The 13,584-nt window shown below is 63.4% G+C and carries 16 protein-coding genes; 4 read left to right on the top strand and 12 right to left on the bottom strand.

The genetic code is table 11. The features are described from left to right. Nucleotides 1–70: 70 nt before the first annotated feature. The 4 genes from pmtA to EJ066_RS07840 all read left to right on the top strand — a co-directional run bounded on the left by pmtA (nucleotide 71) and on the right by EJ066_RS07840 (nucleotide 2,436). Entirely contained in the window at nucleotides 71–676 is a 606-nt protein-coding gene (gene pmtA, locus EJ066_RS07855; protein WP_126036480.1) for a phospholipid N-methyltransferase PmtA, read from the top strand. A 59-nt stretch (nucleotides 677–735) separates the two neighbouring features. After that, nucleotides 736–1,332 (top strand): NADPH-dependent FMN reductase, encoded by a 597-nt coding sequence (locus EJ066_RS07850; RefSeq protein ID WP_126036478.1) that lies wholly within the window; start codon nucleotides 736–738, stop codon nucleotides 1,330–1,332. Nucleotides 1,333–1,349: 17 nt separating this feature from the next. After that, a complete protein-coding gene (gene pyrF, locus EJ066_RS07845) occupies nucleotides 1,350–2,033 on the top strand; it encodes an orotidine-5'-phosphate decarboxylase (protein ID WP_126043782.1) in 684 nt (227 codons plus the stop codon). A gap of 115 nt (nucleotides 2,034–2,148) precedes the next feature. After that, a complete protein-coding gene (locus EJ066_RS07840) occupies nucleotides 2,149–2,436 on the top strand; it encodes a DUF1330 domain-containing protein (RefSeq protein WP_126036476.1) in 288 nt (95 codons plus the stop codon). Nucleotides 2,437–2,459: 23 nt separating this feature from the next. Here the strand turns inward: EJ066_RS07840 and EJ066_RS07835 are convergent, their stop codons facing one another. The 12 genes from EJ066_RS07835 to EJ066_RS07780 form a co-directional block, all read right to left on the bottom strand. After that, nucleotides 2,460–2,813 (bottom strand): cupin domain-containing protein, encoded by a 354-nt coding sequence (locus EJ066_RS07835; protein WP_126036474.1) that lies wholly within the window; start codon nucleotides 2,811–2,813, stop codon nucleotides 2,460–2,462. Nucleotides 2,814–2,838: 25 nt separating this feature from the next. Then, nucleotides 2,839–4,224, bottom strand: coding sequence for an FAD-binding oxidoreductase (locus EJ066_RS07830; protein WP_126036472.1), 1,386 nt, complete (start codon nucleotides 4,222–4,224; stop codon nucleotides 2,839–2,841). A 24-nt stretch (nucleotides 4,225–4,248) separates the two neighbouring features. Continuing rightward, nucleotides 4,249–5,358: an ABC transporter ATP-binding protein gene (locus EJ066_RS07825; RefSeq protein WP_126036470.1), complete on the bottom strand. Its 1,110-nt coding sequence runs from the start codon at nucleotides 5,356–5,358 to the stop codon at nucleotides 4,249–4,251. Nucleotide 5,359: 1 nt separating this feature from the next. Then, a complete protein-coding gene (locus EJ066_RS07820; protein WP_126036468.1) occupies nucleotides 5,360–6,145 on the bottom strand; it encodes an ABC transporter permease in 786 nt (261 codons plus the stop codon). Then, nucleotides 6,145–7,035 (bottom strand): ABC transporter permease, encoded by an 891-nt coding sequence (locus EJ066_RS07815; protein ID WP_126036466.1) that lies wholly within the window; start codon nucleotides 7,033–7,035, stop codon nucleotides 6,145–6,147. The genes EJ066_RS07820 and EJ066_RS07815 overlap by 1 nt, the downstream gene beginning before the upstream one ends. A 10-nt stretch (nucleotides 7,036–7,045) precedes the next feature. Further along, the gene (locus EJ066_RS07810) at nucleotides 7,046–8,113 is read right to left on the bottom strand and encodes an extracellular solute-binding protein (protein ID WP_126036464.1); all 1,068 of its coding nucleotides are present in this window, start codon (nucleotides 8,111–8,113) and stop codon (nucleotides 7,046–7,048) included. Nucleotides 8,114–8,142: 29 nt separating this feature from the next. Continuing rightward, on the bottom strand, nucleotides 8,143–8,781 hold the full coding sequence (locus EJ066_RS07805; RefSeq protein ID WP_126036462.1) for an XRE family transcriptional regulator: 639 nt from the start codon (nucleotides 8,779–8,781) through the stop codon (nucleotides 8,143–8,145). Between the two features lie 185 nt (nucleotides 8,782–8,966). Further along, a complete protein-coding gene (locus EJ066_RS07800) occupies nucleotides 8,967–10,037 on the bottom strand; it encodes a D-alanine:D-lactate ligase-like protein (protein WP_126036460.1) in 1,071 nt (356 codons plus the stop codon). A gap of 125 nt (nucleotides 10,038–10,162) precedes the next feature. Continuing rightward, nucleotides 10,163–11,044: an SMP-30/gluconolactonase/LRE family protein gene (locus tag EJ066_RS07795; RefSeq protein ID WP_126036457.1), complete on the bottom strand. Its 882-nt coding sequence runs from the start codon at nucleotides 11,042–11,044 to the stop codon at nucleotides 10,163–10,165. Continuing rightward, nucleotides 11,041–11,682, bottom strand: coding sequence for a 2-dehydro-3-deoxy-6-phosphogalactonate aldolase (locus EJ066_RS07790; protein WP_126036455.1), 642 nt, complete (start codon nucleotides 11,680–11,682; stop codon nucleotides 11,041–11,043). The genes EJ066_RS07795 and EJ066_RS07790 overlap by 4 nt, the downstream gene beginning before the upstream one ends. Further along, nucleotides 11,679–12,638, bottom strand: coding sequence for a 2-dehydro-3-deoxygalactonokinase (locus EJ066_RS07785; RefSeq protein WP_245455096.1), 960 nt, complete (start codon nucleotides 12,636–12,638; stop codon nucleotides 11,679–11,681). The genes EJ066_RS07790 and EJ066_RS07785 overlap by 4 nt, the downstream gene beginning before the upstream one ends. Next, on the bottom strand, nucleotides 12,635–13,402 hold the full coding sequence (locus EJ066_RS07780) for an SDR family oxidoreductase (protein ID WP_126036451.1): 768 nt from the start codon (nucleotides 13,400–13,402) through the stop codon (nucleotides 12,635–12,637). The genes EJ066_RS07785 and EJ066_RS07780 overlap by 4 nt, the downstream gene beginning before the upstream one ends. Between the last annotated feature and the right edge of the window lie 182 nt (nucleotides 13,403–13,584).

Genomic DNA, 13,584 nt, shown 5'->3' with positions numbered 1-13,584 from the left:
CGGCTTCCGCCTTGCCTTGGACCCCGTAGCTGCTAAGTAGCCTCTCGGGGGAGCGTTCAGGAGAACTTGCATGGCACATGGTCCCGGATTGCGAAAAGCGCTGGCGGAAAAGTTCGACGACGAACTGAAGTTCTTCAAAGGCTGGATCGACAAGCCGAAGGCGGTCGGTTCGATCGTGCCGACCAGTTCCATCACCGCCCGCAAGATGGCCTCCGTCGTCAACCCGAAATCGGGCCTGCCGGTGCTGGAAGTCGGACCCGGTACCGGCGTCATCACGCGAGCCATCCTCGCCCAGGGCGTAAAGCCTGAAAATCTCTATGCGGTTGAATATTCCACCGATTTCGTGCGCCATCTGCGCCAACTCTATCCTGATATCAACCTCATTGAGGGCGACGCCTTCAATCTCGATGCGACGCTCGGCGACAAGAGCGGCCTGAAGTTCGATTCAGTCGTCTCCGGCGTGCCGCTGCTCAATTTTCCGGTCGCCCAGCGCATCGCCTATATCGAAAGCCTTCTCGACCGCATCCCGACAGGCCGCCCGGTCGTGCAGCTGACCTACGGTCCGCTGTCGCCGATCCCGCCCGGCCGCGGCGACTACACGGTCGAGCATTTCCATTTCGTGATTCGCAACATCCCGCCGACGCAGCTTTGGATCTACCGGCGCGGGGCGCATTGATCAGTATTTGGGATTTGAGGCGTGCCTGGCCTATACCTGTCCGTTGACAAAGGTGGCCCATGGCGGTGATGCCGAAAATTCTCGTCTTCGCGGGCTCGATTCGCACAGGCGCCTACAGCGGCAGGACCGCCGATGTGGCGCAGAAGGAACTTGCCATGCAAGGTGCCGAGGTGACCCGCATCTCGCTTGCCGACTATCCGCTGCCGATCCTGGACGAGGATCTGGAGAAGGAAAACGGCATTCCCGAAAACGCCATCAACCTTGCCCGGCAGATCGCCGCCCATGACGGGCTGCTGATTGCGACGCCCGAATATAACGGCTCCATCCCACCGCTGCTCAAGAACACCATCGACTGGGTGAGCCGGGTGCGCAAGGATGGCGGCCGGTCGCTCAGGCCTTTCACCGGCAAGCCCGCCGGCCTTTGTTCGTCTTCCAAGGGACACTTCGCCGGAGTACGCTGCATCAACCATCTGCGCGCCGTGCTGGTGCGCTGCCAGATGGAGGTGGTGACGCCGGAGTGCTCGGTGCCGGAAGGCGGCAACGCCTTCGACGAGGACGGGAATTTCAGGGACGAGAGACTGCACAGATCGATGGAGAACCTATGCCGCACGCTGATGGAAACCTCGCGCATGCTGTCCACGCGGATCGAGACTTGATCCACGCCGAAGACACTATGCGAGACAGGCTGATCGTCGGCCTCGACGTGCCGACGCTGAAGGAAGCCGAGAAGGCGGTGCGCGAGCTCGACGGGGTCGTCTCCTTCTACAAGATCGGTTATCAGCTCGCCTTCGCCGGCGGCCTCGATTTCGCCCGCGAGCTCGCCAGCGGCGGCACCAGGATCTTCCTCGACATGAAGCTGCTCGACATCGACAACACGGTGGCCAAGGGCGTCGAGGCCATCGTCAGGATGGGCATGACCATGCTGACGCTGCACGCCTATCCGAAGACGATGAAGGCAGCGGTCGAGGCCGCCAGGGGCAGCGATCTCTGCCTGCTTGGCGTCACCGTGCTGACCTCGATGGACGAACAGGACGTGATCGACGCCGGCTATGAATATGACCCGCATACGCTGGTGCTGAGGCGCTCCGAACAGGCCCTGCATGCCGGCATGGGCGGTATCGTCTGCTCGGCCGAGGAGGCCGAAGCGGTGCGCCGGATCGTCGGGCCCAACATGGCAGTCGTCACGCCGGGAATACGGCCCAAGGGCAGCGACCATGGCGACCAGAAACGCGTGGTGACGCCGGCGCAGGCGATCCGCAACGGCTCCAGCCATCTCGTCGTCGGCCGGCCGATCGTCGGCGCCGCCGACAGGCGGGCGGTCGCGGAAGCCATACTTGAGGAAATGCGCTCGGCGTAACGTCCACTTGGACGCACAAAGTACGCTCTAATACTTTTGATCTACGCATCGTGCTTTCCGAAAATCGACCCCGATTTTCGGGCCGATGCTTGGGAGCAATTTCGGAGAAAAAAACATGCCCAAGGGATATTGGATCGCCCGCGTCGATGTACGCGACGCCGAAGGCTACAAGGACTATGTCGCTGCCGCCAAACTGGCCTTCGACCGTTTCGATGTGAAATTCCTGGCGCGTGGCGGCGCGCATGAAAAGGCCGAGGGGCCGGGCCGCGACCGCAACGTGATCATCGAGTTTCCGTCATTGGCTGCGGCGCACGATTGCTACCACTCGCCCGAATACCAGCGCGCCGCCGCGATCCGCCAGAAGGTGGCCGACGGCGAGATCGTGTTGGTCGAGGGGTTTTAGTTCAGCGGCAACCGCCGCTGCGGTCAGACCGAATGCAGGATATAAAGCTTGCGCGTTTTCTCGTGGATGGTCCACTCGCCCTCCCAGCCAAGCGGCAGGACAAGCAATTCGCCGGGTCCGACATCCTTGGCCGCGCCGTCGGGGCCGTGCAGCGTCACGCGGCCGGAGACGATGTGGCAAATTTCGGAATTCGTGTCCCGGCGCGCGGTGAACCGGCCCTGCGAACATTCCCAGACACCGATTTCGATCTTGCCATCATCCGAAGTCCAGAGAGTGTTGGCCGCTTCCCGCTGATCGCCCTCCACCGAGGTGGGTTTCGGCTGGGGCTCACCGAGGTCGATATGCGCAAGGTGCGCGAAGGTCTTGAAGTCGATCATGCTGAAGTCCTCGAGGTGGTGCGGTTCAATGCCCGGTGATGCGATCGGCCAGGGCCGCCAGCCGCGATGTGCGCGGCAGCCCCTTTGCTTCCCGCTCGTCGGCAATTCGATAGAGCTGGTACATGGAATGGACGCCGAGCCAGCGCAGCGGCTCCGGCTCCCATTTGCGCACGGTTCGATTGACCCAGGGAAGCCGCGTCAGGTCGGTGTCGTTGCCCAGCAGCAGATCCCTCAATGTGCGTCCCGAGAGGTTCGAAGTGGAGACGCCCAGGCCCACATAGCCGCCTGCCCACCCTATTCCGGTCTGCCTGTCAAAGCCCACCGTCGTGCACCAGTCGCGCGGCACGCCCAGCGTTCCGCACCACGCATGATCGAGCCTGAGCCCCTTGGTCTGCGGCAGAAGCGTCGTCAGGATCTTGTGCAGCTTGTCGATCGTCGCCTGCTGGGTGACGCCTCGAACGTCGGTCTTCGAGCCGAAACGATACGGCACCCCGCGCCCGCCCATGGCAATGCGTCCTTCCCGGGTGCGCTGCGCGTAGCAGTATGCGTGCGCGGCGTCGCCGAGAATCTCGTAGCCATCCCAGCCGATTTCGCTCCACAGTTTTTCGGACAACGGCTCGGTCACCACGATGGCGCTGTTTAGCGCCAGCCAAAGTCTTTCGTGGCCGGCAATTCCCGCGGTGAAGCCCTCGGTCGCCCGCACGATCTTTTCGGCGCGCACCACGCCTCGGTTGGTTGCGACCTTGCCTTTTTCGATCGATAGCACGGTCGTCTGTTCGTAGATCGGAACATCGAGGCGCTCCACCGCTCTGGCGAGCCCCTGCACCAGCTTTGCCGGCTGAACCCGCGCAACTTTCTTGATGACGAAGGCGCCGCGCGCATTGTGCACCGCTATGCGCCGGCGCATCTCCGCTGCATCGATGTAGCCCACGCGTTCGTCGGTCAGCTCCCAGGATCTGGCATGGGCATACATCGCCCTCGCGCGCTGCTCCTGCGCCTCGTTGGTTGCGACCAGCAGTTCGTCGGTACGGCGAATGTCGGCGTCGATGCCTTCGGTTTCCGTGACCGATATGACCTCGTCGACCGTACCCATCATCGCCGCCTGCATGGCGACGACTCCAGCGCGCGACGATGCCTGCTCATATTTTTCGCGCGACCATGAGAATCCGCCGGACAACCAGCCGCCATTGCGTCCCGAAGCGCCGAACCCGGCGAACTCCTTCTCGACGACGACAATGTTGAGGTGCGGGGCTGCCTGCTTCAGGTAGTAGGCGGTCCAAAGGCCGGTATAGCCGGCCCCGACGATGCAAACGTCGGCCACGATATCGCCCTGCAGCGGCGGCCGATAGCCGGGCACGCCGCCGATATCGGCATACCAGAATGACACGTCGCCGTTCCTCTTCACGTCCATTGTCGCGATTTTCCCAGATAAGATTCAGGTCAGCGTGAAATCGGCGTTTTCGTCGTCCGCCAACAGCTTCGCGTCGCTGGCCGCGAATACGAGGTCGACCTCGTCGCCGATGGCGAAGGTTTCGGCGTCCAGCGTCGAGCGCACGATCGCCTTGGAGGCGTCGGCCAGCACGACCTCGTATTTGGAGCCCGATCCGAGATAGATGGCCTCGCCGATGCGCCCGGGCAGGGTGTTTCGATCCTGTCCGCCCTTCCCCCGTCTGGCAAGGCTCAGCTTCTCCGGCCGCAGCAGCATCACGGGTTTGGCGCCGTCGGCAAGGCGTTTGGCCGTGGCCACTTTCCGTCCGGCTATATCGATGGCGGTATCGTCGCCGGAAGTGGAGGCTGCGCCACGCAGTATCGTCGAGTCGCCGACGAACTTTCCGACGAACAAGGTCTCGGGCTCGTCGTAGAGTTGGCGACCGGTGCCGATCTGCTCGATGCGTCCCTGGTTGAATACGGCGATGCGGTCCGAGAGAACCAGGGCCTCCTCCTGGTCGTGCGTGACGTAAACGAAGGTGGTGCCCAGTTCCCGGTGGATCCGTTTGATCTCGAGCTGCAGCCATTCACGCAACTTCTTGTCGAGCGCGCCGAGCGGCTCGTCCATCAGGAGCAGCGGCGGGTCGAAGACGATGGCGCGGGCCAGCGCGACGCGCTGCTGCTGCCCGCCGGAGAGCTCACTGGGGAAGCGGTGGCCGAAATCCGCCATCTTCACCATGTCCAGGGCCTTGCGGACCCGGGCCTCGCGATCGGGAATGGCGATGCCGCGCAAGGTCAGCGGATATGCGACGTTCCTGCTCACCGTCATATGCGGAAACAGCGCGTAGTGCTGGAAGACCACGCCGATGTTGCGTTTGTGCGCCGGCACGCCGATGACGCTCTTGCCGGCGACGTCAAGCGAACCCGAGCTGACCTCGGTGAAGCCGGCGATGACGTTGAGCGTGGTCGTCTTGCCCGAACCGCTGGGTCCGAGCAGCGTCATGAACTCCCCCGGCTCGATGCGCAGCGAGACCTTGTCGAGAGCAACGAAGCTGCCATAGTGCTTGGCGACGGATCTGAGATCGATGGCTGCGCCGCGTGTCGATGGTGAAGCCATGTCAACGTTTTCCCTGTCTCGAACCGATCAGCAGCCCCGCCCCGATCACCAGCGACGTCGCGATAAAGAGCAGCGTGCCCACCGCCGCAACGGTCGGGTCGGCGTCCCGGGTAATGCTGGAGAAGATCTGGACCGGCAATGTCTTCAGGTAAGGGCTGGTGATGAACAGCGCGACGATGATCTCGTCGAATGAGGTTACGAAAGCAAACAGCAAGCCCGAGAGGATGCCCGGCGCGATCAGCGGCAACGTCACCGTCCTGAACGCCGTCAGCCGGGTCGCGCCGAGGCTCGCCGCAGCAGTCTCCAGCCGTTTGTCGAAGACTTCGAGGCTGGCGGAGACGGCGATGATGACGAAAGGGACGGCGAGCATCGTGTGGGCCAGCACGAAGCCGGTCATGGTGCCGACCAACTGCGTATCGAGATAGACCGCGTAGATTCCGACGGCGAGCACCACTCCCGGCACGACCATTGGTGTGATCAGCAGTGCGCGGAGCACGCCGCTGACGCGGCTTTTCATGCGATCGAGGCCGAATGCCGCCAGCGTGCCGATGACGGTGGCGAACACCGCCGTGACGATGGCAACCTTGAGCGAACCGACCAGGCTCGCCGACCATTCGGGGTTGGTGAAAAAGTTCTGGTACCACTGCCAGGAAAAGCCGGATGGCGGAAAGGCCAGCGACTTCTTGTCGTTGAAAGACATCGGCACGACGACGATTGTCGGTGCGACCAGCCAGACCGCGACGAGCAGGCAGAACAGACCGAGCAGGATTCGACCGGGCTGTTTCATCAGCGTCTCGAGCCCGTCTTGTGCGGTTGGCGCGTCAGCGGCGCCGCCAGCGCGAGCAGGACGAAGGTCGCTATCAACAACACCACACCCATCGCACCGCCGCGCCCCCAGTTGAGCAGGCTGAGCACCTGGTTCTGGATCAGGGTCGAAAGCATGGTCGAACGCGGACCGCCGAGCAGCGCGGGGGTGATGTAGAACCCGAGCGCAAGAATGAACACGATGATGGCGCCCGCGTACACGCCCGGAAGCGAGAGCGGCAGATAGACTTGGGCAAAGGCGCGCGCCGGGCTCGCGCCGAGGCTTCGTGCCGCCTGCATGAGCCGCAGATCTATCGTCTTCATCACCGAATAGAGCGGCAGGATCATGAACGGCAACAGTACCTGCGCCATGCCGATCACCACGCCTGTCTGTGTGCGGATCAGCTTGACCGGACCGAGGCCGGCGGCGCGGATGACGGAGTTGATCACGCCGGAGTCCTGCAAAAGGATGACCCATGCCAGGGTACGCACCACGCCGCTCACCCAGAACGGCACCAGCACGCAGAGGATGAGGATGAGCCGCATCTTGGGTCCGACCGCAGTCATCAGATAGGCATAGGGATAGCCCGCAACGAGACATACCAACGTCACCCAGGCGGAGATCGCGAAGGTCCGCTGAAGTACGGTCAGGTTGACCGGTGTGCCGAAAAACCAGGCATAGTTCTGCAATCCCCATTGCGGCTCGGAAAAGCTGCGCAAGGTCACGATGGCGAGCGGCAGGCCCAAGGAGACAACGAGCAGCAGCAGCGCCGGCGCGACAAGCCAGAAGGCCTGCCCCCGAAACCAGCGCCGCCGGTCGTCTGCCGCGACAGCCGGAACAGCGGTCCGGCTGTCGGTTGCTCTCGCTGTCACGGCGGTGAACCTAGTTGCCCGCCATCAACGCGTTCCATTTTTCGTTCGCCACCTCGAAATTCTCCACCCAGAACTTGATGTTCTGCTGATAGCCAAGCTTCAGTTTGTCCGGCGTGTTGGTCATGAACGCTGCGGTGACCTCGTCCACTTCGGGCTTCGCGTCCTTGTGGATCGGGGTATACGAGGTGGTTTTTGCAAGTGTCTCCTGTGCACTCTTGCCGACATAGGCGTTGATCAGCGCATGCGCCGCGTCGGGGTCCTTGACGCCCATCGGAATGGTCATCTGGTCCATCACGACCAGCCAATCCTGCCACACCGGCGTGTACGTCGCGCCGTTCTTCACCGCGGTCATGGCACGTCCGGTCCACATCGCGATCATGTCGGCTTCGCCGGATTCGGCGAGCTGCTGGGAATCGGCACCGGTCTTCCAGAAGATCGTGTCCGGACCGAGCGACTTCACCTTCTCGATAGCCTTGTCGATATCGGCAATCGTCATCTTTTCCACCGACCCGCCGGCCGCGAGCAGCGCCTGCTCGACCATGCCGCCCGACAGATCGCCGCTGCCCTCCAGGGCGCGCGAGCCCGGGAATTTCTCGATGTCGAAGAAATCCTTCCAGCTCTTGGGCGGGTTATCCTTGTACTTTTCGGTGTTGTACATCAGCACAACGCCATAGTTCATGGCCGGCACACTGCACTCGCTGATCTGGCCCTCTGGAATGTTGGACGTATCGATCTTCGAGAAGTCCAGCTTCTGGAACAGCTTGCCGCAATAGACGTAGGGCGGGAAGTCGCCGGTATCGACAACGTCCCAGGTCACATTCCCGGATTCAACCTGCGCCTGCAGTTTCGAGATTTCGGTCGGCCCGTCGCTGAGCAGCGTCACACCGGACTTGTCGACGAATTCTTTCAGCGCAGCGATCTGACCATCCTGATAAATGCCTCCATACGAGACGAAGGTAAGCGTCTTGTCCTTCAGCGAGCCCTCGGTCACCTCGCCCGCCACGGGCTTGCTCTGTGCTAGCGCTGCGGTCGTGATCATCAGCAGCCCGAGCGCGGTCACCTGTCCGATCTTCTTCATTCTTTATCTCCCATTTACGTGCACCCGCATTACTTCGGTCCACCCGGCTGCGAGCCTTGTCCAGGCGTGTATTGATTGAGTTCCGCCGCGCCGCTGGTCGGGGGCGCGATGATCCAGAGCACCTGCGCCGGCGTCTTGCCGATGTTCACCGTGCGATGCGGCGTCGAGGTTGCATACTCGATGCTGTCGCCCTCGTTCATGACGAAGCGCTCGTCTGCCAGCGTCAGCTCGACCGTTCCCTTCAGGACGACGAACATTTCGTGCTTGCCGCCATGCGTGTAAGCGTCGTTGCCGGTCGAGCCGCCGACGTCGAAATCCCCCGAATAAACCTCGAATTCATGGATCGGCCGCCGCGACAGCAACGTCTTTCGACAACCATGGCTGATCGGCAGCAGGGGACGGTCGGCTCTGGTGAGCACCTTGTGGAACCCACCTTCGGTCTGGTCAAACAAGTCGTTGATGCCGATATCCAACGCAGCCGCGATCCGCATAAGGGTGCTGGCGCTGGCTCCGCTCAGATTGCGCTCGAGCTGGCTGATGAAGCTCGCCGTCGTGCCGATCATGTCGGCCAGCTGGCGAAGCGAAATGCGTCGGGCCGTGCGTATGGCCTTGATCCGCTCGCCGACATGCTTCGCCTTGTCTGCTTCCGTAGGCGCCAGCGTTGTCATTTTCGGGTATATCGCAGGGTCGTGTTCCTCTCTTACTTAACACCCTATTAAGTGAGGCGCCGGAACGCAAGCCATTTGTCGAGACACGGTCCTGGGTCGCCGGCACAGCTGCGTACGCGGGCGCTGCTCATCTCGCTGGCGGACTTGGCTGCATGGCTCCGGGCAGCGTTACGCCGGATTTCTGCTTAAGACGCGGCCATTCGACTAAAACGGCTTGCGGCGGTCTCCGCCATCGCATCGGCGAGGCCCATCTCCCACTGCGTGCGGCAATAGGCGCGGAAATCGAAACAGGGCAGGCCGGTGCAGACCTCGAACTCGATAAGATGGATGCTGTCATCGACCTCGACGCGAAGATCGATGGAAAACACATCCCGCAGGCCAAGCCCGGCCGTCAGGCCTTCTGCGATCCGCCGGATCCTTGCATCGGCTCGCGGCTGGCTGGCGACGACCGGCAGCAGTTCAGGCTCGGCATATGTTCCCGTCGCCTTGGCAGCCGCGCCAGTGTCGCCGTAGAGCGCCAAGCTGTCCTCCATGGTCTGGAAATCACCACCCGAATCGACAAAGGCGATGCCGAGCGCCTCGACGCCGGTGTCCGGCCTCAGGCCCAGAAAACTGGCGCGCGCATTGCGCCCGGTGACATAGGGTCGCACGACGACGTCGTCGCGATAGGCGGCGAAGACACGCCGGCTGAGTTCCAGCGCGTGACCAAGATCACTGCTGCGCGAATCCGGCCAGATGCCGATCTTGGCACCGAGCCGGTTCGGCTTGACGAACCAGCCAGTTGGCGAAGGCGGTGGCTCGACCAGCCAATGACCGTCGCGAGCCAGACCGGCTTGCGGCACCGGCAGGCCGAGCGCACCGAGCACAGCGCCGGCGCGGAACTTGTCCTGGCAGAGCGCAAACAGCGCATCATCGGCGCCGAGCACCTTCAGCCCGTTCAGCCTTGCCAGAGCCGGTGCTGCACCACCGCGGAAATAAGCGACGCCGTCGGTCAGCGTCCAGACAAGCGTGGTCAGCGGGTCTTCGCCGGCAAGCGCGCCTGCGGCATCGTCGAGCGCCACCGGCGCGAAGGACAGGTCCCGCGCCTGGCAGGCTGCGGCAAGCGCGTCGAACTCAGGCGCGATGTCGGTCGACTGCGCCAGATACGAGGCGATTTCGGCAGCACGCTCCGGCACGTGACCATTGGCGACCAGCCGCTCGAAGCAGGCCTTTTGCTGCTCGTAGACAAGGATCAGCTTCGGCTTGCGGCTTGACATGGGATGAACGGGTCCTGGGGATGAACGGTCCTGGCAGTGCGATTGCCCACCATCGCATGTCGAATGTATCAGGCTTTCGCGAAAAACCGACGTCGGCCGGACGCCCGCACGACAGTTGGATATGCTCAGGCAATCAGCACGCGCGGCTCGAAGCGGCCGTTGACCGGAATGTCGAGCAGAAACGTCATGCCGGCTTGCGGGTCCAGCAGGCGCTGTTTCTCGTCCTTGCCCGACCAGGCGGAGGTGACCGCCAGCCGGTCGGCATTCCTGCCGACAAAGGCCGGGCAGGACGGTTGCGTCACCGGCATCGCAACTGACCGGACGAGCTTGCCGTCGGGTCCGTAGGCTTCGATCACGCTGCCGCCCCAGCAGGCGTTCCAAAGAATACCGTCGCGGTCGAGCACCGAACCGTCGACATAGCCCTTGGCCGAGCGGTGATCGACGAAGATCTTCGGCTCTCCGGCAGGCAGGCCGGTCGCCGGATCGCAGCCGACACGCATCAGCAGCCCGGTGCTGGTATCGGTGTAATAGGCGAGCGTTCCATCCTCGGAAAAGCAGATCGAGTTCGACACGGTGATGTCCGAATAGAGCCGGCGCAATTCCCCCCGAAAGAACCAGTAGATCGAGCCGGCGGCCTTTTCCTCGCCCTTGCCCATCGTGCCGACCCAGAAGGCACCACAGGGATGGACGCGCGAATCGTTCGAGCGCGTCACCGGATTGTCGGCCTCGATTGCGGTGTGCAGCGTCATCTTGCCGGTCGCCACGTCGCGAACATGCAGGCCGGTTTCGGTGGCGATCAGCTGTCTGTTATCGTCGATGATGGCGACGGCGCTGGCCATCTGGCCAAGTTTATGGATTCTGGCCGCACCGCCGGAAAGGCATTTTTCCAGAAGCTGGCCGTTGACGATATCGAACCAGTAGAGCGTATCGGTGGCGGGGTCGTAGCTCGGCCCTTCGCCGAGCTGGCAGACATCGTCGGAAAAGACCGAAACGTTGGCTTCACTCATCCTGCCGCTCCAAATGCCGCATCCCAGGCTACTGCGGCAGCACGGGCCCGCGCGGCCACCTCATCGGCGCTCATGCCTGGCTTGAACAGGCTGGAGCCAAGGCCGAAGACGCTGACGCCGGCTGCTTTGTAGCCGGCAAAGTCCTTTTCCGAAACGCCGCCGACCGCGCCGACCAGCGTCTCAGCGGGCAAAACGGCACGCATCGCAGCGATGCCAGCCGCGCCAAGCACGCTGGCCGGGAAGAATTTCAGGGCCGAAGCGCCGAGCCGGATCGCCTGGAACGCCTCGGTTGGCGTGAACACGCCGGGCATCGTCACCATGCCGTAATTCATCGCGCGACCCATGACCTCGGCATCGATGTTGGGGCTGACCAGCAGCCGTCCGCCAGCCTTGTGCAAGCGATCGACATCGGCTGCGGTCAGCACAGTTCCTGCGCCGACCAGTGCCGTCGCCGGAAGCGTCTCCACGATCTTTGCGATCGAGGCAAACGGGTCCGGCGAATTGAGCGGCACTTCGATGGCTTCGATGCCGGCTTCGAAGATCGCCTGGCCGACGGCCACCGCCTCGTCGGGCTTGAGGCCGCGCAAGATGGCAACAAGCCCGCGCCCGAGCTTGGGAAACGGTGCGGTCTCGGTCATGCGGCAACTCCGCTTCCGGCAATCATGCCATTTTCGCGCGCGGCCTCGATCAAGCCGGCACGCACTGCCTCGTCGGCGTCGACGGTCCGGACCGCAAGTCCGGCAAGGCCAAGAGCTTCAGCGTAGAGAGCACCGAGCGCGCCGGAAGCAATCAGCACGACGGACGCCGTGCCTTTCCCGTGGCGGCGACTGGCCGAGGCGATCTCGCCGCCGATCAGCAGGCCGGACAGGCATGCAGCGGCATCGTCGGGCTTCAGGTCCTGCAGCAGGCCCGCGGCGCGAATCGAGAACAGCCTCGACGTGACATCGCCGCCGTCGGCCAGCGCTTGTTCGCACCAGCGCCGGAAAAACGGATTTCCCGATGCAACTGGCTTGGGCTGCTCGCCCAGCGAATGGCGCAGGATCGAGTGCGCGGCCAGCACCGAAAACAGCTCGCCGGTCGGCCAGGTGCCAAAACCGGCAACGGTGCCGTCCTCGACCAAAACCCATTTGGAATGAGTGCCGGGCATGCAGACGAGATGGCGGCCCTTTGCCGGCAAACCAGCGCCGGCAAGTTGCGTTTCCTCGCCGCGCATCACGTCGGGTGCATCGGCCTGGCGCTGGGCAAGGCCCGGCACGATGCGGATGTCGCGGCGCTGGCCGGGAATGCGCGCAGCACCCGCCAGGATGGCGCCAATCGGCGCCGGCACGGTAACATAGGGCGCCTCCAGCCAGCCCTGGCGGGAGCCGGCCATGCCGCAGATGATGACGGGCATCGCCTCCGGCGCACCCATCGCCGTCAGATGTCCTTCGAGGATGGTCGAAAAGCCTGCGGCTTGCGCGGTGATCAGCCCATCGTCCCCGCGACGTTCGGCAAGAACGTTTCCAGCATCATCGATCAGCCAGACCCTGAGACGGGTGGTGCCCCAATCGACGGCCGCGACGGCCGGCGCCTTGCCCGGAAATCCCAAGCTCACAGGAAGCCCCCATCGACGATCAGCATCTGAGCCGTCAGCATGCGCGAAGCGTCCGACGCCAGGAACAGCACCGTACCGACAATGTCTTCCGGCTGCATCACCTGCTTGATGCATTGTTTGGCAACGTGGGCGGCGAGCGCCTGTTCGGTGGCCCAGAGCTCCTTCTGCCGCTCGGTGATCACCCAGCCGGGTGCGATCGCATTGACGCGAATGCCGTCGACGCCAAGCTTGCCGGCAAGCCCCTTGGTCAGGCCGACGATACCGGCCTTGGCCGCGGTATAGGCCGGCATGTCGGGGTGGTTGATCAGAAACGACGTCGAGGTGAAGTTGATGATCGAGCCGCCGCCGGCGCGCTTCATGCCCGGCGCCACCGCCTGTGCGGAGAAGAAATGCGGACGCAGATTGATTGCCTGGTTGTTGTCCCAGAACTCCACCGTGACGTCCTCCACCGCGTGACGGTCGTCAAGTGCAGCATTGTTGACCAGCACGGTTATGTCGCCATGCGCCTCGGCGGCGCTGGCGACTGATGCACGCAGCGCCTCGATGTCGCGTATGTCTGTCTTGAGATAGAGGGGTCGCCGGCCGAGATCCTTCTGGATGCGGTCGGCAAGTGCCGCGCTCGGGCGATCGGCGATGTCGATGAAGGCGACCTTCGCTCCCTGGCGGGAAAAACCTTCCGTCAGCGCCGCGCCGATGCCGGAGCCGCCGCCGGTGATCAGCACCGAAGCGCCTTCAAGGTCGGCAAAGCGCGCCGATGGCATCATTTTTTTCTCCCGATCCGGCCCCTATCTGGCCGGCGCGCATCCTATCCAGCTAGGTCGGAGGAGCAAGGGAGAAAAGCAAGTTCGTGGACTATGTCTGACAAAATGCGACGGCGCGGCGGCCGCGCACCGGTCGTCAGATCGCCTTGCGCGCGAGGCGAGCCTGGTCAACGGATCGGTAAAGG

This window comes from Mesorhizobium sp. M9A.F.Ca.ET.002.03.1.2 (assembly GCF_003952365.1).
GTDB lineage: Bacteria > Pseudomonadota > Alphaproteobacteria > Rhizobiales > Rhizobiaceae > Mesorhizobium.
Note: the sequence above shows the minus strand (reverse complement) of the source record. Positions and strands in the feature narration are given on the sequence as shown.